The sequence below is a fragment of the Vibrio sp. JZG10 genome, from assembly GCF_054064075.1.
This window is the reverse complement of sequence record NZ_JBSUGE010000037.1, coordinates 1-18,269: the sequence shown is the minus strand read 5'-3', so window position 1 is coordinate 18,269 and position 18,269 is coordinate 1. Positions and strand designations below refer to the sequence as shown.

Annotated in this window: 18 protein-coding genes and 1 pseudogene; 9 read left to right on the top strand and 10 right to left on the bottom strand. The window is 45.0% G+C overall.

The genetic code is table 11. The features are described from left to right. The first annotated feature begins 161 nt into the window (after positions 1-161). The 5 genes from ftsN to rraA all read left to right on the top strand — a co-directional run bounded on the left by ftsN (position 162) and on the right by rraA (position 4,541). Positions 162-710, top strand: a complete 549-nt coding sequence (gene ftsN / locus ACWYVB_RS23500; protein ID WP_031780671.1) for a cell division protein FtsN — start codon at positions 162-164, stop codon at positions 708-710. A gap of 115 nt (positions 711-825) precedes the next feature. Next, positions 826-1,377: an ATP-dependent protease subunit HslV gene (hslV, locus tag ACWYVB_RS23495; protein WP_005383176.1), complete on the top strand. Its 552-nt coding sequence runs from the start codon at positions 826-828 to the stop codon at positions 1,375-1,377. A gap of 23 nt (positions 1,378-1,400) precedes the next feature. Next, complete coding sequence (hslU, locus tag ACWYVB_RS23490) at positions 1,401-2,732, top strand: HslU--HslV peptidase ATPase subunit (protein ID WP_005397950.1); 1,332 nt, start codon at positions 1,401-1,403, stop codon at positions 2,730-2,732. Between the two features lie 308 nt (positions 2,733-3,040). Further along, complete coding sequence (locus ACWYVB_RS23485) at positions 3,041-3,958, top strand: 1,4-dihydroxy-2-naphthoate polyprenyltransferase (protein WP_005397953.1); 918 nt, start codon at positions 3,041-3,043, stop codon at positions 3,956-3,958. Between the two features lie 76 nt (positions 3,959-4,034). Then, positions 4,035-4,541 (top strand): ribonuclease E activity regulator RraA, encoded by a 507-nt coding sequence (gene rraA / locus ACWYVB_RS23480; RefSeq protein WP_005397954.1) that lies wholly within the window; start codon positions 4,035-4,037, stop codon positions 4,539-4,541. A 135-nt stretch (positions 4,542-4,676) separates the two neighbouring features. Here rraA and zapB read toward each other — a convergent pair whose 3' ends face one another. After that, the gene (gene zapB / locus ACWYVB_RS23475; RefSeq protein WP_005379536.1) at positions 4,677-4,919 is read right to left on the bottom strand and encodes a cell division protein ZapB; all 243 of its coding nucleotides are present in this window, start codon (positions 4,917-4,919) and stop codon (positions 4,677-4,679) included. A gap of 348 nt (positions 4,920-5,267) precedes the next feature. Between zapB and glpX the strand changes: the two genes are divergently transcribed. The 3 genes from glpX to ACWYVB_RS23460 all read left to right on the top strand — a co-directional run bounded on the left by glpX (position 5,268) and on the right by ACWYVB_RS23460 (position 7,959). Then, positions 5,268-6,275 (top strand): class II fructose-bisphosphatase, encoded by a 1,008-nt coding sequence (glpX, locus tag ACWYVB_RS23470; RefSeq protein ID WP_005397956.1) that lies wholly within the window; start codon positions 5,268-5,270, stop codon positions 6,273-6,275. A gap of 552 nt (positions 6,276-6,827) precedes the next feature. Further along, entirely contained in the window at positions 6,828-7,448 is a 621-nt protein-coding gene (locus ACWYVB_RS23465) for a helix-turn-helix transcriptional regulator (RefSeq protein ID WP_005397957.1), read from the top strand. Positions 7,449-7,608: 160 nt separating this feature from the next. Further along, a complete protein-coding gene (locus ACWYVB_RS23460; RefSeq protein ID WP_031780672.1) occupies positions 7,609-7,959 on the top strand; it encodes a DUF3135 domain-containing protein in 351 nt (116 codons plus the stop codon). Here ACWYVB_RS23460 and ACWYVB_RS23455 read toward each other — a convergent pair. The 3 genes from ACWYVB_RS23455 to ACWYVB_RS23445 form a co-directional block, all read right to left on the bottom strand. Beyond that, the gene (locus tag ACWYVB_RS23455) at positions 7,953-8,219 is read right to left on the bottom strand and encodes a GIY-YIG nuclease family protein (protein WP_373273918.1); all 267 of its coding nucleotides are present in this window, start codon (positions 8,217-8,219) and stop codon (positions 7,953-7,955) included. The genes ACWYVB_RS23460 and ACWYVB_RS23455 overlap by 7 nt on opposite strands. 410 nt (positions 8,220-8,629) lie before the next feature. Then, positions 8,630-9,052 carry a DUF805 domain-containing protein gene (locus ACWYVB_RS23450; protein WP_012841178.1) on the bottom strand — a complete coding sequence of 141 codons (423 nt, stop codon included), beginning with the start codon at positions 9,050-9,052 and terminating at the stop codon, positions 8,630-8,632. Between the two features lie 215 nt (positions 9,053-9,267). Continuing rightward, a complete protein-coding gene (locus tag ACWYVB_RS23445) occupies positions 9,268-9,615 on the bottom strand; it encodes a 5-carboxymethyl-2-hydroxymuconate Delta-isomerase (protein ID WP_005397960.1) in 348 nt (115 codons plus the stop codon). Between the two features lie 269 nt (positions 9,616-9,884). On the opposite strand from ACWYVB_RS23445, the gene tpiA reads away from it, so the two are divergent. Beyond that, complete coding sequence (tpiA, locus tag ACWYVB_RS23440) at positions 9,885-10,655, top strand: triose-phosphate isomerase (RefSeq protein WP_005384863.1); 771 nt, start codon at positions 9,885-9,887, stop codon at positions 10,653-10,655. A gap of 97 nt (positions 10,656-10,752) precedes the next feature. Here the strand turns inward: tpiA and galU are convergent, their stop codons facing one another. The 6 genes and pseudogenes from galU to ACWYVB_RS23410 form a co-directional block, all read right to left on the bottom strand. Further along, entirely contained in the window at positions 10,753-11,631 is an 879-nt protein-coding gene (gene galU, locus ACWYVB_RS23435) for a UTP--glucose-1-phosphate uridylyltransferase GalU (RefSeq protein WP_203346702.1), read from the bottom strand. A gap of 68 nt (positions 11,632-11,699) precedes the next feature. After that, the gene (locus ACWYVB_RS23430; RefSeq protein WP_457530367.1) at positions 11,700-12,866 is read right to left on the bottom strand and encodes a nucleotide sugar dehydrogenase; all 1,167 of its coding nucleotides are present in this window, start codon (positions 12,864-12,866) and stop codon (positions 11,700-11,702) included. A gap of 97 nt (positions 12,867-12,963) precedes the next feature. Then, complete coding sequence (locus ACWYVB_RS23425) at positions 12,964-15,054, bottom strand: YjbH domain-containing protein (RefSeq protein ID WP_318080253.1); 2,091 nt, start codon at positions 15,052-15,054, stop codon at positions 12,964-12,966. Between the two features lie 934 nt (positions 15,055-15,988). Further along, a pseudogene (locus ACWYVB_RS23420) lies at positions 15,989-16,408 on the bottom strand (IS110 family transposase); the annotation flags it as partial. Positions 16,409-17,129: 721 nt separating this feature from the next. Beyond that, complete coding sequence (locus ACWYVB_RS23415) at positions 17,130-17,525, bottom strand: type II toxin-antitoxin system death-on-curing family toxin (RefSeq protein WP_213916540.1); 396 nt, start codon at positions 17,523-17,525, stop codon at positions 17,130-17,132. After that, a complete protein-coding gene (locus ACWYVB_RS23410) occupies positions 17,525-17,695 on the bottom strand; it encodes a hypothetical protein (protein ID WP_005397970.1) in 171 nt (56 codons plus the stop codon). Before ACWYVB_RS23410 ends, ACWYVB_RS23415 begins: the two co-directional genes overlap by 1 nt. Positions 17,696-18,269: the final 574 nt, after the last annotated feature.

Sequence of the window (18,269 nt, the reverse complement as noted above, 5' to 3'; positions counted from 1 at the left end):
CTGCGTAAGTCTCGATACTATCGAGCAACGGCTAACGAAATAAGAAGCATCGCCTGATAAGGCGGTGAGAAGTCACCTATCAAGATTCTATCAATAGGGTGTTTTCTCAACTCGTTCTGGATTAACATATTTGCAAGAATCCTTGATGACCAGAAATAACCGTGGCAAATAGAGATTATGTAAGACGGGGGCGAGGTGCCCCAAAAAAGTCGACAAAAAAACAACCGCCGAGAAGAAAAAAACCTTGGCGTAGTGGCCTGCTCGCTATCTTGCTTGTGGGCGGTTTTGGCTATGGTCTTTACCTTTTGAGTAGCGACCCAGAACCAAAACCACCTGTCGTGAAACAGCCAACAACCACTGCGAGCAAACCAAAGCCGAAAAAAGATTTGCCGCCACCACCAGAAGAAAAATGGGAATATGTCGAGTCACTACCGAAACGTGAAGTTGAAGTTGTGGCCAAAGAAATTGAAGTTTCTAAAATTCCTTACATCATGCAATGTGGCGCTTACAAAACCCAGGCGCAAGCAGAAGAGCGTAAACTTGCAATCGCGTTCCAAGGGATGTCGAGCAAGATTCGTAAGAAAGAAGGTAGTTCATGGTATCGCGTGGTGCTAGGTCCGTATAAGTTCAAACGTGATGCAGAACGTGACCGTCATAAACTGCAACGCGCGAAAATCGAGCCATGTGCGATTTGGAAAGAAAATCTTTAAACTCAGGCCCTAGGAGCTAAGATCCTAGGGCCTTTCTTTTTGCCCCCTTGAATCCCTATTTCCCCTCCCCCATATACTGAATTAAATCCAAAGAGAAATAATCAAGAGGTCGACTGTGACTACCATTGTATCTGTACGTCGAAATAATAAAGTCGTCATCGCGGGTGATGGCCAAGTATCTCTAGGCAATACCGTAATGAAAGGTAATGCGCGCAAAGTTCGCCGCTTATATAACAACCAAGTACTAGCAGGCTTTGCTGGCGGCACCGCAGATGCCTTCACCCTTTTTGAGCGCTTCGAAAGCAAACTGCAAATGCACCAAGGCCACCTTACTAAGGCTGCGGTTGAGCTAGCCAAAGACTGGCGCAGCGATCGTGCTCTGCGCAAGCTCGAAGCCTTGCTTGCCGTTGCCGACGAAACCGCATCGTTAATCATTACCGGTAATGGTGATGTCGTACAGCCAGAACACGACCTGATTGCGATTGGCTCTGGTGGTGCTTACGCACAAGCTGCCGCAACCGCCCTACTAGAAAACACAGATCTAGATGCTCGTGAGATCGCGGAAAAAGCCCTCAACATCGCGGGTGATATTTGTGTCTTCACCAACCACCACCACACAGTAGAAGAGCTAGACTCAACGGTAGAGCCTGAAAAACCAACCGCGTAATCGTAACGAAGTAAGGAAAGAATATGTCTGAAATGACGCCTCGCGAAATCGTTCATGAATTGAACCGCCACATTATCGGTCAAGAAAAAGCCAAGCGTTCGGTTGCGATTGCACTTCGTAACCGCTGGCGCCGTATGCAGCTTGAAGAAAGTTTGCGTGCCGAAGTGACGCCAAAAAACATTTTGATGATTGGTCCTACTGGTGTTGGTAAGACTGAAATAGCACGCCGCCTAGCAAAACTGGCAAATGCACCATTCATCAAAGTTGAAGCGACAAAATTCACAGAAGTGGGTTACGTTGGTAAAGAAGTTGAAACCATCATCCGTGACCTGACTGATGTCGCGGTAAAAATGACGCATCAACAAGCGATGGAAAAAGTAAAATTCCGCGCTGAAGAGCAAGCGGAAGAACGCATTCTTGATGCGCTACTGCCACCAGCACGTGATAGCTGGGGTCAAGCAGAGCAAACGGAAGAGTCTTCTCACACTCGCCAGATCTTCCGTAAGAAACTGCGTGAAGGCCAACTAGACGATAAAGAAATTGAAATCGACGTAGCCGCACCACAAATGGGCGTAGAGATCATGGCGCCCCCAGGTATGGAAGAGATGACTAACCAGCTGCAAGGCATGTTCCAAAACCTGGCAGGCGACACTAAGAAAAAGCGTAAGCTGAAAATCAAAGACGCAATGAAAGCGTTAGCGGAAGAAGAAGCGGCGAAACTGGTAAACCAAGAAGAGCTAAAAGAAGCTGCGATTTTCAACGTTGAAAACAACGGCATCGTATTTATCGATGAGATCGACAAGATCTGTAAACGCGGTGAGAGCTCAGGCCCAGACGTTTCACGCGAAGGTGTTCAGCGCGATCTACTTCCATTGATTGAAGGCAGCACGGTATCAACCAAGCACGGCATGGTAAAAACAGACCACATTCTGTTTGTTGCATCTGGTGCATTCCAAGTGGCAAAACCATCTGACTTGATCCCAGAATTGCAAGGTCGTCTACCAATTCGTGTTGAGCTAGAGGCACTAAGCAGCAACGACTTCAAACGTATTCTGACAGAGCCAAAAGCCTCTCTAACAGAGCAGTACGTTGCGTTGATGAAAACGGAAGATGTGGACATCGAGTTCACAGAAGATGGCATCACGCAAATCGCGGAAGCGGCATGGACGGTCAACGAAAGCACAGAAAACATCGGTGCTCGTCGCTTACACACCGTAATGGAACGCTTGATGGATGAAATCTCTTACGACGCAGCGGAGCAATCTGGCGCTAAATTCGTTATTGATTCCGCTTATGTGAAAGAGCGCCTAGGCGACACGATTGAAGATGAAGATCTAAGCCGCTTTATTCTTTAATCGCAATCTATTTTACCAAAGCCCAGAACCTTGTTTCTGGGCTTTTTGTTTAGAATGACGATTACTGTGACAACACCTAAATCAAAAGATCTGGTCATTCTAGCGAGCTCAAGCGAGACTAAGAATCTAATAGCAGTGTTCTCCGTACCCTCCACTTTCCAAAAAGAGGGCTATTTTATCGCCTCAAATATCGAAACTGCTTTCCTTCTACTTCACCCTTTGACTTTTAGTTGAGTTGTTTTAGGTCAATAGCGTATCTGCCTCTTTGTGCTTATACTGGGCACATTGGTTACTAGCACGAAATTTCCATGAAACAATCTTTACAGATCTGGCTTGAAGCCGCTCGTCCAAAAACATTACCTCTGGCATTGGTCTCTATCTTAACAGGTAGCGTACTCGCCTACTCGGCGGGTCATTTCTCACTGACGATTGCCATCATGGCTTTCGTAACCGCGACATTGCTGCAAATTCTGTCCAACCTGGCAAACGACTATGGCGATGCCGTTCAAGGTACAGATAACGACAAACGCCTTGGCCCATTACGAGCGATGCAGTCTGGCGCGGTAAGTGCGAAACAGATGAAACAGGCGATTATCTTTAACATCGTTCTGACCGCCATTTCTGGCTTAGTGTTAGTTTTCTATTCACTAAGCTCACTAGAAAGCATTGTGACGTTTATCGGGCTGGGAATTTTAGCCATCCTCGCGGCGATTGCTTACACCATGGGTAGCAAACCATACGGTTACGTGGGGCTTGGCGATATTTCAGTTTTCTTGTTTTTTGGTTTACTCGGCGTCTCCGGTACCTATTTCTTGCATACTGGTCACGTAGATACCACGCTATTCTTACCTGCTCTAGGCTGCGGTTTACTCGCCGTTGCAGTACTCAACATCAACAATATGCGTGATATCGAGAACGACCGAGAGTGTGGTAAACGCACGGTCGCAGTGCGTTTGGGTCAACGCAAAGCCAAGCAGTACCACTTTGTTTTACTTGGCGGTGCTATTCTTGCCTTTGCGGCTTACTTGTTAATTCAAGACAAACCCGTTTGGATTAGCTTGCCATTTTTACTTAGTATTTATTTCGTGGCCGATCATGGTAAAGCGGTTTGGCATACACAAAAGCCCGCTCAGATAGCACCAATGATGCCAGTCATCGTGAAATGCTCTTTAGTCACCAACGTTTTGTTTGCAACAATTGTGGTAGCTCAAACTCTAGTAAGTTAAAAAAGGATTGTCATTGCATTGACTTAATGCCTAGATATACTCAAAGACAACCAATTTCTGTTTAGAAAGGTACGCTATGGAATACAATACCTCAGCACTCTGTGATATCTACCTCGATCAGGTAGATGTGGTTGAACCAATGTTCAGTAATTTTGGCGGTCGCGCTTCATTTGCCGGGCAAATCACCACCATCAAGTGTTTTGAAGATAATTCGTTGATCCGCGAGACATTAGAGCAAGATGGACTTGGTCGCGTTTTGTTAATTGACGGTGGCGGTTCCCTACGTAAAGCCCTTATCGATGCAGAAATCGCAACTATTGCGGAAGAAAACGAGTGGGAAGGCATTGTCGTTTACGGCTGTGTTCGTGAAGTAGATGAACTTGAAGATATGAACTTAGGCATTCAAGCCCTCGCTTCTATTCCTGTTGGAGCGACCAGCCAGGGTATCGGCGAATTAGATGTACCAGTCAACTTTGGCGGCGTCAGCTTCTTACCTGAAGATTATATTTATGCTGATAGCACTGGGATCATCCTGTCGCCTGAGCCATTGAATATTGATTTAGAGTTGGATGAAGAAGAATAACGAGTCTTAGGTACCTAAGTTATAGGACCTTATCTTGGCTATCAGAATCGAGCTTGTCCTAACGATTTTCAACTTGCCCAAAACACAAACACCCGCTTAACGCGGGTGTTTTTAATTTAGAATGAAGAAGCCGAATTATTCCACTTCGTCCATTTTGCCAAGTAGTGCACGAATGCGCTCTTGCCATTGCGCATGCTCTTGCTGTGCTTGTTGTGCTTTTTGCTCTAGCTCTTCACGTTGAGAGCGAAGCTCGTTCGCTTCTTCCGCAAGTTTTGCTTTATCTTCTTTCAGCTCTTCGACTTCCATCTGAAGAAGAGTGATTGTGTCAACTGCAGTTTGAATTTTAGATTCTAGTTGTTCTAGTACTTCAAAAGACATCTTGGCCTACCTATGTTATTCCGTTGGGACGATGTGCGAGATTGATGCACACCTAACCTATATAAGGTTCATTCTACTCAGCGTCGCGATGAGAAACACTCACTATATTCGATATTTCGCATCATTCGGTCAAAAAATCGGCGCAATCTCACTAAACGCTGACTTTTCTTATCGCCGAAGCATTTTTGAGCAAGAATTTTGCCTCCCGCCACGCTGAAAATCGCCCTAAGTATTGATCAAATTCAAGTTAGATAAAGTAAAAGCTCCGCAAAAAGGCAAACGTTTACCCTACGTTGTGATAGAATCGCCGCGCAAATTCTTCTTCCCTCTTGCTTACTTGGAGACATCATGAAACGCGATTTAGCAATGGCATTTTCCCGTGTGACTGAAGGTGCAGCTTTGGCTGGTTACAAATGGCTTGGCCGTGGCGATAAAAATGCAGCCGATGGCGCAGCTGTTGAAGTTATGCGCATCCTACTGAACAAAACAGATATCAGTGGTGAAATTGTCATTGGTGAGGGTGAAATCGATGATGCGCCAATGCTATACATTGGTGAGCAAGTGGGTATTGGTGGTGATGAAGTGGATATTGCAGTCGACCCGATTGAAGGGACTCGCATGACCGCAATGGGGCAATCCAACGCACTAGCCGTACTTGCCGCAGGTGAGAAAGGCAGCTTTCTTAAAGCGCCAGATATGTACATGGAAAAACTGGTTGTTGGCCCTGGTGCAAAAGGCGCAATTGATTTAGAAAAGCCGTTAAAAGAGAACCTAGAGAACGTAGCAAAAGCCCTGAACAAACCACTTGATACCTTAGTCGTTATTACCCTTGCGAAACCTCGCCACGATGACGTTATTGCAGAAATGCAAGCAATGGGCGTACGTGTCTTTGCGGTGCCTGATGGTGACGTGGCTGCCTCTATTCTGACTTGTATGCCAGACAGTGAAGTGGACATGATGTACTGTATTGGCGGCGCGCCAGAAGGGGTCGTCTCAGCCGCGGTGATTCGAGCGCTAGACGGTGACATGCACGGTCGTCTACTTCCGCGTCACGAAGTAAAAGGCGATACTGAAGAAAACCGCATTTACGGCGCAGACGAACTAAAACGCTGCGATGAAATGGGCGTAAAAGCGAATGTTGTCCTCAAAATGGAAGACATGGCTCGTAGCGACAATGTGGTATTTTCAGCTACAGGCATCACTAAAGGTGACTTGCTGGAAGGCATCTCTCGCCAAGGCAATATCGCAACCACAGAAACGCTGCTCGTGCGTGGTCGATGCCGTACTATTCGTCGCATTAAGTCGACTCACTACCTAGATCGTAAAGATCCAGAAGTGCGTGATATTATTCTTTAAGCATTTCTCGAGGCTCTAGCTCAATCTGAGTTTGAGCCTTTCTTTCCGCACAGCCGGACAATAGATTCTGAATCACCTCGTTCCTCGTTGTTCAGAATGACGGTTACTTTAATTAGCTCTAAATCAAAAGAGTTCGCCACTCTCGCGAGCTCCAGCGAGACTAAAAAATCCAGTAACAGCAAACTCCTATTCTCTCCTTCTCACCATAACCCCTACACAGCCGGACGATAGATTCTGAATCACACTCATTCCTCGTTGTTTAGAATGACGGTGACTTTAATAAGCTCTAAATCAAAAGAACTCGTCATTCTAGCGAGCTCCAGCGAGACTAAGAATCTAATAACAGCAAACTCCTATTCTCTCCCTCTCACCATAACCATTGCACAACCGAACGATAGATTCTGAATCACCTCGTTCCTCGCAGTTCAGAATGACGACGTATATTGGCTCATATGAACATAGCCCCTACAAATCCACACTCAAACTAAGTCAACACTTTTCTTTACTAACCCTATCGCGCATAATATGTACTGACGTATAAATGGTGGGTATATGAAGACCGTAGATAGGATATTGCAAATCGTTAAGCGTGATGGTTCCGTCACTGCAAAACAACTCTCTTCTGAGCTGGGTATGACAACTATGGGGGCGCGTCAGCACCTGCAGAGTTTAGAAGATGATGGCATCCTGTCTATTCATGACGTCAAAGTAAAAGTTGGTCGCCCTGCTCGTCATTGGTCTCTCACTCAAAAAGGTCATGAGCAATTTGCTGACCGTCACGGTGAGTTGACCATTCAGTTTATAGAAGCTGTCGAACATATTTTTGGCAAAGATGGACTGGAAAAAGTCACATCAGAAAGGGAAAAACTCACGTTACAAAGTTATCGTCAGCATCTTGAGCAATGTAACTCTCTGCAAGGCAAACTAGAAACTCTTGTGACACTAAGAGAACAAGAAGGCTATATGGCCGAGCTTGAGCAAGATGAGAACGGATTTATCTTGATCGAAAATCACTGCCCGATTTGTAAAGCCGCAACTCGCTGCCCAAGCTTGTGCCAATCGGAATTGAGCGTCTTTCAGTCTTTGCTTGGACGTGACACCAAAATAGAGCGCACCGAGCATATCATCAGCGGTCAAAGACGCTGTGTGTACCGCATCCAACAACTGCAGTAACCACCACAAACAAACATCGACATGCCGCACTTATTCAATCTCACGCCTGAAAGCTTCTCTTATAAATGAGACGGCTGAAGAATTCATCCTCTCTCCTCTTTCTAGTGGTATAGGCTTTTAGTAACTAAAGGCAATTTCCATAAGGATTTGGAGAACATTGATGTCTACTCTACGTCACTACTCTTCTCAAACGCTTCCGCCATTCGATGAAATGGTTCGAATGGCAGAGCGAGATCCAGAAGCTTTTGAGCAATTTCGTCATGAAATGGCGAAAGGGATGATCGAAAGTGCATCAGAAAACATGCAAGAAAGACTGTGGGCTCAGCAAAGCCACATCGATAGGGTCATCAGCACGTGTAAAAACCCTCACCACACCAATGTGGTATTGATGAACGAATTACAAAAACAGGTCGTGAAGTTCAGAGCAGCGCTACAAGGGGAAACGGCACCGACTCAAAAAGCGGATGTGGTTAGCTTAAATGCGTTTAAAGATAGGGACGATTTTTACTGATTCTCAGTAGATAGATCGAGAAAGTTAGGATTCATTTCTCTTACCAAGTCTAACTTCCATTTACGCTTCCACTGCTTGAGCTGCTTCTCTCGGGTTATGGCAGTTGCCATATCTTCGAATAACTCAAAGTAAACGAGCTTATGAACGTTGTATTTCTTGGTAAATCCCTCAACTACTCCGTTTTTATGCTGCCATATTCTTTGAGGCAGCTGACTGGTAACACCAATGTAAAGAACGGCGTTGTTGTTTGACGTTAGGATATTAACGCAAGGTGTCCTATCGATGATTCATTCTCCTTCATGATTCGCTGTTACTTTTCCATTGTAATTCAATCGCTCAGTTCAAACTCGGAGCGCTCTGGGCGTAGATTCTGAATCACACTCGTGCCTTGTTGTTCAGAATGACGGGTACAATAGTAAGCTCTAGCTCAAAAGAGCTCGTCATTCTAGCGAGCTCCAGCGAGACTAAGAATCAAGTAACAGCAAACTCCTATTCTTTCCCACTCACCTTAGCTACTGCTCAAGCGGACGATAGATTCTGAATCACGCTCGTACCCCGTTGTTCAGAATGACCGTCACTATAGCAAGCTCTAGATCAAAGGAGTTCGTCATTCTAGCAAGCCTCAGCGAGACTAAGAATCTACTTTCAGCAAGCACGTTACTTGAAGCGATTACTCCGGCTCAGGGCCATATTGGTTTGGTCCTGATGTTCCTTTTAAGAAGCCACATTCAATTAGAATCCATAAACCACAAATCAGAGAAATGGATGCGACGAACATTTGCGGTGTCGACGGCTCTTGTGCGACAGGGCTGGTCATTGGCGTGGCGATTCGCCCGATAATCAACGGAATATTCAGTGCTAGCCAATAGATTGATTTGTTGCGGTCATGCCAACGCTTGGTGGTGATCGCCAAATCAGGGATTAACAAAATCACCAAGAAAATAGGGAGAAGTAAATAGGAGAAAGTAGGAAATAGCTTACTGATTCCAGCACCAAAACCTAGAATAGAGACATAGTAAATGACGTTCCAAATCCAGTAGGTTTTACGGTTTATACGTCCTTGAAAAGAAAACAGTAACTCTTTAGTCGACATCAAATTTTACCCCAAAATAGAAAGGTTATAGATTAGCCGAGTCGATATGGTTTGGAAAGTACACCTGCAGTGTAAGCGCCAACAACGCCGTTCTAACAAGCAGAGAGACTAAGCTCAAGCAACGATAAACACTCGATAAGGCCTATTAGCTTTCAGCTCCCTTGCATCTCGCGATGCTTAACCCTACTCGTTATTCTCAAGAAACTCTGTTCAACCTAATTCACTACCTTCTGGAAACTGTCTACATCCATGTCTCGGATGTTGACCGTTAAGCTGTGCACGTGACTGGCTTGCTCTTGAAGTGTCGCCATCAAGGCTCGTGACAGCTCTCGCTTTTGTTCTTGGGAGCGGCCAGATAGCAAATCAAAGTTAATATGGATAAAATCGAGGCTATCACCCTCTTCCCCAATTAACCAATTGTGGCACCTGAGCGTTCTAGATTTCACTGACGCGAGCTCAAAAAGACCACTCTCTAACGCCGTTTTATGTAAATCCTCCAGCAACCCTTGAACATTGACACGCTCTTCCACCGAGTTTGAATACTCTAAAACGAGATTTGGCATTTTGATTCCTTTCTACAACAATTAATTCCAGCGCGTAGTAATACCAATCTCAGCAGCAATTTCCGAGGAATGAACTATCATTCTGTCTACGTGATCACCAATCGATTGTTTTTGACAAAAATAACAGGATCGATGCTTGGTCGAATCAGTAAAGAAAGCCGGACAAGACATGACGCCAATCATGATCTGTTCACATTATTCTGTTATATTCCTACGTAGATTTTTTACATTAATTGACTATTTACATTAAAGATAAGGGAGATATTCCTATGCGTCGTCCTGTAGTGATGGGTAACTGGAAACTAAACGGCAGCAAAGCAATGGTAACTGAGCTGCTAACTGGTCTTAACGCTGAGCTTGAAGGCGTTGAAGGTGTTGACGTAGCAGTCGCTCCACCAGCACTTTACATCGACCTAGCAGAGCGCGTAATCGCTGAAGGCGGTAACAAGATCATCCTAGGTGCTCAAAACACTGACCTAAACAACAGCGGTGCGTTCACTGGCGATATGTCTCCAGAAATGCTGAAAGATTTCGGTGCTACTCACATCATCATCGGTCACTCAGAGCGTCGTGAATACCACAACGAATCTGACGAGTTTATCGCTAAGAAATTCAACTTCCTAAAAGAAAACGGCCTAACACCTGTTTTCTGTATCGGTGAATCTGAAGCGCAAAACGAAGCTGGCGAAACTGAAGCTGTATGTGCACGTCAAATCAACGCAGTTATCGACACTTACGGTGTTGAAGCTCTAAACGGCGCAATCATCGCTTACGAACCAATCTGGGCTATCGGTACTGGTAAAGCAGCAACAGCTGAAGATGCACAACGCATCCACGCTTCTATCCGCGCACTTATCGCTGCGAAAGACGAAGCAGTTGCAGCACAAGTAATCATCCAATACGGTGGTTCTGTTAAGCCAGAAAACGCTGAAGCTTACTTCTCACAACCAGACATCGACGGTGCTCTAGTTGGCGGCGCTTCTCTAGACGCTAAGAGCTTCGCAGCAATCGCTAAAGCAGCGGCAAAAGCAAAAGCTTAATCTCGTTTTTACTGAGAGTAAAAATAACAAAGGGATGCATCATGCATCCCTTTTTGTTTGTGTTGTACCGTCGGAGTACCTAATAGGAAGTTCCGATTTACGCTGGCTCAGCAATTTTCACGGTTGGCTTTTTCGCGAGCTCCGCACTGGAATCTTTCTTATAAAGGTTCTCGTAGCAGTAATTTGTGGCTTCAATGTAGCCTTCTACGCTACCGCAATCAAAGCGCTGACCTTTAAATTTGTATGCCAAAACACAACCAGATTGAGCTTGTTGCATCAGCGCATCGGTGATTTGAATCTCACCACCTTTACCTGGCACTGTATTTTCAATCAGTTCAAAGATATCAGGTGTCAGAATGTAGCGACCAATAATCGCTAGATTGCTAGGTGCAGTGCCTGGTTCTGGCTTTTCAACCATGTTATCAATGCGGAAGATATCATCTTTGATCATCTCGCCAGCAATCACACCGTATTTATGCGTTTCTGATTCCGGCACTTCTTGTACCGCAACGATTGAACAGCGGAACTGTTTGTACAGCTCAACCATTTGCGCTAGAACGCCTTGGTCCTCATTCACACAAAGGTCATCCGCGAGCACAACTGCAAACGGTTCATCACCGACCAGTTCACGTCCCGTAAGAATAGCGTGACCTAAGCCTTTCATTTCACGCTGACGGATGTAAGTGTAACTCGCAGAATCAATCAAAGAACGAATATCATCAAGCAGCGCTTCTTTACTTGTACCGCTAATTTGATGCTCTAGCTCGTAGTTTTTATCAAAGTGATCCATTAACGAGTGCTTACCACGACCGGTGACGATGCACATACCGTCCATGCCGGCTTCAATCGCTTCTTCAACACCGTATTCAATCAATGGCTTGTTCACCACTGGCATCATTTCTTTCGGCATCGACTTAGTTGCAGGAAGGAAACGTGTGCCGTAACCCGCTGCAGGGAATAAACATTTTTTAATCATAACCATTACCAACTAAAAAAAGGCTCCTCTGAGGGAGCCTATTACATTATTTTGAATATAAAGACTAATTAATCGCTACCAAACAGGTCACGGGTGTAAACTTTATCAGCCACATCAGCTAGTTCCTCAACCATGCGGTTAGAAACAATAACATCAGACATTTGTTTGAACTCTTCAATATCGCGGATAACAGCAGAATGAAAGAACTCATCTTCCTTAAGTACTGGCTCATACACCACGACTTCGATGCCTTTTGCCTTGATACGCTTCATAATGCCTTGAATAGACGAAGCGCGGAAATTGTCTGAGCCAGCCTTCATAATTAAGCGGTAAATGCCCACAACTTTTGGTTCTCGCTTGAGAATAGACTCTGCGACAAAATCTTTACGAGTGCGGTTTGCATCAACAATCGCTCCGATAATGTTATTTGGAACATCCTGATAGTTTGCTAACAGTTGCTTTGTATCTTTTGGTAAGCAGTACCCGCCGTAACCGAATGACGGGTTGTTGTAGTGATTGCCAATACGAGGGTCTAAGCCTACACCTTCAATAATTTGGCGAGCATCAAGATTGTGTGCTTCAGCATACGAATCTAGCTCATTAAAATAGGCTACGCGCATCGCAAGATATGTGTTTGAGAACAGCTTAACAGCTTCTGCTTCTGTAGAGTCAGTAAACAGAACCGAGATGTCTTCTTTTACCGCGCCTTCAACTAAAAGATTAGCGAACTTCTCTGCACGTTCGCTGCGTTCACCAACGATTATGCGAGACGGGTGGAGGTTATCGTAAAGTGCTTTACCTTCACGAAGAAACTCTGGAGAGAACATAACATTCTGACAACCGAGCTCCTCTTTAATGCGCGCAGTATAACCCACAGGTACAGTCGACTTAATCACCATAACTGCATCTGGATTAATTGCCATCACATCTTTAATCACTGCTTCAACTGAAGAAGTATTAAAGTAGTTCGTTTGAGGGTCATAATCCGTTGGTGTGGCAATAACAACAAACTCCGCGTCTTTGTAAGCCAGCTCTTTATCTAGCGTCGCGATAAAGTTGAGTTCTTTGTTTGCAAGGAAATGTTCGATTTCCGCATCAACAATTGGAGATGTCTTGTCATTCAACAAGTCCACTTTTTCTTGGATAATATCAACCGCCACAACCTCATGGTTTTGTGACAATAACATGGCATTGGACAAACCGACGTAGCCCGTGCCTGCTACAGCAATTTTCATTTTTATTTCCTATAATTTAACTGACGCTAGCATATCAAAACACCGACACTCTCGGTAGAGTGCGGCGATTAACTAAAAGCCTAACTAGCAACACAACTTAATTCAATTGAGTACCCAAGTAACGCCAATAAGCATTGCGAATGCGAAGCTTGTTCTGCTCAAAGTACTCTTGACCATAACGGCCTCGGTTAAAGTAGCGGCGAAGCATACTATTATCCATCACGAGTTCATCACCCTGGCCTGCTGCCAAATAGTTTGTATCGTTGCCAACTCGTGTCGTAACGTTGAAATCATAAGCCTCGTTACCACGAACTTGTATCACTCCCGGCGACATATCGCGCCATGGCGTTAATGGCAGTTTTACTGACACAGTGACAAGCTGCTCTTCGTCTGTATCATTAAACTTTGTCACCTGATAACTTGCTGATACTTCTATATCTTCAAACCAATGTGAGGTCGTGAATTTTGCGCCGACATCCCCTTTCCAAAACTCGCCAGCAGTCGCATTAAACTGCCAATCCCACTCCGGCATAGAGAATGTATAACGAGTTAAAAAGGTTTGTCGGTCTGGATTCGCATAACCATTTTTGTCTTTTTCGTCTTGATGTTGGAAGTAGCTCATCTCTAGCCCCAACTCATGGTTGCCCGATTGAGAGAACCAAGCTGATTCGCTGCGCGCACCGATATAATCCGACTTAACCAAGCCTAGGGAAACTTGGTTAGCTATATCGACATATGGTAAACGGAAGAACTGATGTACCATTGCACGATCAATCTCGTTCTCGTACGCACTATCTTCGAAATACCCGCCCTCTTCAAAGTCGTCACTTTCTGCTAAAGGTAAAATATGACGAACATCAATTGCCGCGCCAGACCATAGGTAGGTGTATAGGTTGCTAGACATAGCAAAAGAGTAATCATACACACCGTACTCGGTTGCAAAACCATGCCTTACCATGGGAGAAAGTACGATCTGCGAATCTAAAGTGCCTGGATTGACTCGCTCTGTTTTCCAATCAACCATGTCTAATCTTTCCGGCAAATCGCGCGTGATAAACTGAATGTCATCACAAACTGCGCTGCCATTGACAAAACTTTGGTAACAGTTAGCGTCAGACAAAACACTGACCACTGGTTTTTGGTTGGCAAGCATCACAAGTTCAAATTGATCCGATGCAGCACCTATATCTTGCGCCGCATTTTGACCTAAATGACTCGACACAATACCCAAAGCGACACCTAATCCGTCAGCTTGATTCTGGTTGTAGCGGCGGTTCTCTAGTGCCACAACAACCGACTGGTTTAAGGTACCGACTTGGATATTCACAAATCCTTCGTTGCGCAGTGCACTTACCAAGGCAGAGATTGACGCATTATCAGCTTTGCGTTGCTCTAGAGAGAGCCTGTCCATCAGTGACACATTACTACGAGCATACTCGCGAGAGCGGGTATAATCAGTAATGAGCGGTACAGACAATGCGACATTCCATATATTCTGTTCGTCCGTTTCATGGCCAGAGTAAATTTGGTAACTCAAAGAAGCTGTCATATCGTAAGGTAAGAGCTCTTCTGGCGTGAACAATTTCACTGATGAGTTAAACTCAACTGCATCGTATTCTGCAGTGAGTTGTATAAAGTCAAATGGTTGGTATTCCACACCTCCGAAAGCACCGTCCATAACTCCTAGTTCAATATCTGAAATACCATAACCAGCAGAAAAACGTAATGGAGCAAAATTGGCTGTATAGTCTCCCACTACGTAATTAGTTTGAAAATGGTTGGCCGCCCCACCTAAATCCTGAACCCCAATAGCAATATTAAAATTATCAATGTTCCACCAATTAGGTAATTGATACTTCAACGACATCGAGAGATCGCGTATCCCACCACATCCTGTTTCAAAACAGTTGGAGTGGTAATCATCTGTCACAATTCTACCTGTAGCCTCTAGACCTTCTAATAACCCAAAAGAGAACGTAAGTGAATCTAGATCTTCAATCCGCTGTAGCCAAGGTAAACCTTGCGCATAACTGAATGAAACGTCGCCATATTCTAGTAACTGAGCATTTGGGGTAAAAATTAATCCAGTAAAACTCTGATTAGAGGGTAAACGCTCTACCGGCGCAGTTATATTGGTTGCGAACGCAGAGAAAGGCAATGAACACACAACCCCCCCTACCGTTATCATTTTTTTTTTCATTGGTAATGGCCACTACTGAAGTTTCAAATACGTAATAAGGAGCCTAAGCACCTCTATTAAACTACTTATTTTTCATTAACTTTACATTTGCATCAAGTTTCATTTTAATTAATGCGCCGTCTACCCAAAGCTAACAACCAAGCTTGATATAAAAACTTCCACACAAATAGCCTCGAAAGAGACATATTTACCTACTAAACCTAGCTCTTCCAATACACATATTGCTACATTATTTTATGCTGAAAGCGGCTTTGATGTTCGCTCACAGTGAACTGAGTGCGTTAGATCAGATGATATGGAGCAAACTCAAGTGATATCGATGTCATGCTAACCTATCTTTACTAGATCAGTTAGAATTTCAATTCGGCGCCTCATCACAAATTACGAACTTTCTTCTCACTCCATCTCCATTGAGGATGCTAAATAAGTATGTGAATACCTCATTTTTCGTAACACCGCTTAAGACTTGAAGGTTCAATTTGTTGGGAGCAGCACGGGTTCTAATGCACGGACGACGTTCACATCGTTGCAAATAAAGTAGTTCGAACGTTTCGCCAAAGCCTTGCCCTCTGCGATGAAGATGTATTTCTCACGGCCAGCGTTGGCATCAGTATCTATCCGCACTACGGCGGCAACAAAGAGGCTCTATTAAAAATGCCGATACCGCGATGTAGCAAGCGAAGAAAGCGAGATGGAACCGTTATGAGTTCTATACCTCGTCCCTCAACCAAGCACTGCAACAACGGACACTCTCATCACAACTTCGCTACTCTTTGCGTCGTGATGAGTTTAAGCTGGTTTCCCCCGAGTTCGACGTTAAAACCGAGCGATAGCTCGCGTGTGAGGCTCTCCTCGGTTGACACCATCAGAACCTAATCAAGCAATGTCACCCGATATTTTCATCCCGATTGCGGAGCGTTCCGATCTGGTTCGACAAGGCAGTTCTGTTCTCCACCAAGCGTTTAAGGACACTGCGTATAGCCTTGAGGTCTTGTTGCTCAACAGACTTAACAGGAACAAAATGAATATCAGGCCTAGAGAATGCTTCGCAAATTGCTCTCGCATCATTAGCATCGTTCTTTTGCCGCCCAACAAATGGCTTTACATGCTGAGCTGGGATAAGAGCTACGCTATGTCCAAGCTCTTGAAATATTCTGCCCCAATGATGCGAAGTTGCGCATGATTCCATCGCAATAGCCGTTTTCTCTGGTAATTGACGGACTGTATCAAGAAGCTTGTCACGCTTTACCTTTCGGTTTGACAAGATTTGTCCATCAAAACTCAACACGCATACTTGAAAGAGGTTTTTGGCTATATCGATACCGACAACTTTAATAGACATGATGATTACTCCTGCTCTTACTGGTTGCACCATTAGTTTGGTACAACGGTGCTAGAAGGGAGGTGCGTCCATCACATCAAAGCCTTAGGTTATCGCCACTGTTCGCTTTACTGTCCCCCTGACGATATTCATTACCATCCTGGGTAAACAGAGGGGGATCTTGACAACTTGTTGCTACAGTCTTCGTCACGACAAACTTAATTAGCCCGCATTTCCTGTACCGTCGATCGATAGTGAGCGCAATGTGCAGTTCCCATACGCTGATGTTTCAAGGGATATTGGCGCCAAAGTTCGGTTCCCGTATCGCCCCCTTTTCCGAGGATAGAGTTCTCACACGACGTTTCGCCACAGATCGCCAGCAAAAAATACGAGCAAAATATCAACAATGTATACGTTAACCCCAATAAAGAGTGAAATTTGGTAGAGACGAATACCTCTAGAGAGTGAAAGTCCGCCCTATTTTTGGGTTCAGTTTGTCAGACCGCAGAGTCAGGCCTTATTTTGGGTTCGGTTTGCCAAAACGCAAAGTCAGCCCCTATTTTGGGTTCACCTTGCCACCGATGCGATGAGGTCGGCACGTGCTCAGGCTAAGATCAGGGATGGCCTGGGCTCAGAGGCGATGGGCACCGATTGTGCCGTTATTGGGAGTGAACTAAAAAATATCTGCCTTGCTCCTGCGATGAAGTTCAATATCAACGATCTCCTCAGGATCAATTCTGACTCAACACTCAAGCCCCGCCGCGTATTGTGCATACAAAATATCCGCGAAATCCGCTTCGGTTAATACACCAAGCAAAAGATCTCTGACGGCATCAGCAAGTAAGGCGTTGTCGATGACAATTTCAAACTCATTAAGTGATAAGTATTCAAGCGCGACCATCAGCCCCGTGCGTTTATTTGCATCAGGTAGGGCGTGAGCGATGGCAATACTTGCCGCATACTTTGATGCAATATCAAAGACATCTTCCAGACCATCATACGCGATCGCATTGTCAATTCGACCCAATGCACCTTGCAGCTTTGGTATATCCACCTCTCCCTGCATACCTGGCTCAGTCGCTAAAATAAACGAATTTATTTCAATCACTCGCTCGAATGGAAAACAGATGATATCCATCACATATCCGCTAATTTCGTGAATGTCTTACGATGCGTTCTTAGCGCTAACTTGGCTTCAGAACGCACAATTTGACGCCCCTGCATCCCACTCAAGTCTAACTGCTTGGTCGCTTTTACTTTCGGTCTTTTTACCTGTGGCACTCCATAGGCTGACAAGTCTTTGCTCATGAAACCTTCTCTCCATACGACTTCTATCTCTTCATTATACTACCGTTTTTCCTTCGATGCCCTAAGGCTTTTTAACCCTACTTAACCATCGCCAAGATAGCATGGTATAAAAAAGCACCTGAGACAGTTGATCGAAAGGATCAAGAAAATGAGACGTTTTCGATCAAATTAAAATCTATAAAAACAGAAACTTAAATTAAAATAAAAAGAGTGCCGCCTATTGGGCCAGAAGCCCCGTCATCACTGGGCCGCTACTTCGCGCGGCGCTCAGGCCAGAGCGGCTACCCGCCATGAGACACTCACCGGCCTTCGCCGCGCACATTGAGACAGTATTACCTTGTCGCCACCCAATGCATTCACTTGTCTCATGCGCCCCGTCTGCCGGGATCGCCTGGCTGGTTTGACGCGTTGGCTTACGCCAGTAGGGCAGCACGGCGGGATCATGGCGAGCCAACCTCTGCTACCTCGGCCCGTCTGCCCTTCCCTCCATTCCTCACGGTGACTTCTCACCGCCTTATCAGGCGATGCTTCTTATTTCGTTAGCCGTTGCTCGATAGTATCGAGACTTACGCAG

Excerpts from the sequence above, each read along its gene's own strand:
- ACWYVB_RS23465 (WP_005397957.1), top strand. The coding sequence starts at position 6,828 with ATGAAGACCGTAGATAGGATATTGCAAATCGTTAAGCGTGATGGTTCC.
- tpiA (WP_005384863.1), top strand. The coding sequence starts at position 9,885 with ATGCGTCGTCCTGTAGTGATGGGTAACTGGAAACTAAACGGCAGCAAA.
- ACWYVB_RS23445 (WP_005397960.1), bottom strand. The coding sequence starts at position 9,615 with ATGCCAAATCTCGTTTTAGAGTATTCAAACTCGGTGGAAGAGCGTGTC.
- rraA (WP_005397954.1), top strand. The coding sequence starts at position 4,035 with ATGGAATACAATACCTCAGCACTCTGTGATATCTACCTCGATCAGGTA.
- ACWYVB_RS23450 (WP_012841178.1), bottom strand. The coding sequence starts at position 9,052 with ATGTCGACTAAAGAGTTACTGTTTTCTTTTCAAGGACGTATAAACCGT.
- ACWYVB_RS23415 (WP_213916540.1), bottom strand. The coding sequence starts at position 17,525 with ATGGATATCATCTGTTTTCCATTCGAGCGAGTGATTGAAATAAATTCG.
- ACWYVB_RS23430 (WP_457530367.1), bottom strand. The coding sequence starts at position 12,866 with ATGAAAATTGCTGTAGCAGGCACGGGCTACGTCGGTTTGTCCAATGCC.
- zapB (WP_005379536.1), bottom strand. The coding sequence starts at position 4,919 with ATGTCTTTTGAAGTACTAGAACAACTAGAATCTAAAATTCAAACTGCA.
- hslU (WP_005397950.1), top strand. The coding sequence starts at position 1,401 with ATGTCTGAAATGACGCCTCGCGAAATCGTTCATGAATTGAACCGCCAC.
- glpX (WP_005397956.1), top strand. The coding sequence starts at position 5,268 with ATGAAACGCGATTTAGCAATGGCATTTTCCCGTGTGACTGAAGGTGCA.
- ACWYVB_RS23425 (WP_318080253.1), bottom strand. The coding sequence starts at position 15,054 with ATGATAACGGTAGGGGGGGTTGTGTGTTCATTGCCTTTCTCTGCGTTC.
- galU (WP_203346702.1), bottom strand. The coding sequence starts at position 11,631 with ATGATTAAAAAATGTTTATTCCCTGCAGCGGGTTACGGCACACGTTTC.
- ACWYVB_RS23410 (WP_005397970.1), bottom strand. The coding sequence starts at position 17,695 with ATGAGCAAAGACTTGTCAGCCTATGGAGTGCCACAGGTAAAAAGACCG.
- ACWYVB_RS23460 (WP_031780672.1), top strand. The coding sequence starts at position 7,609 with ATGTCTACTCTACGTCACTACTCTTCTCAAACGCTTCCGCCATTCGAT.
- ACWYVB_RS23485 (WP_005397953.1), top strand. The coding sequence starts at position 3,041 with ATGAAACAATCTTTACAGATCTGGCTTGAAGCCGCTCGTCCAAAAACA.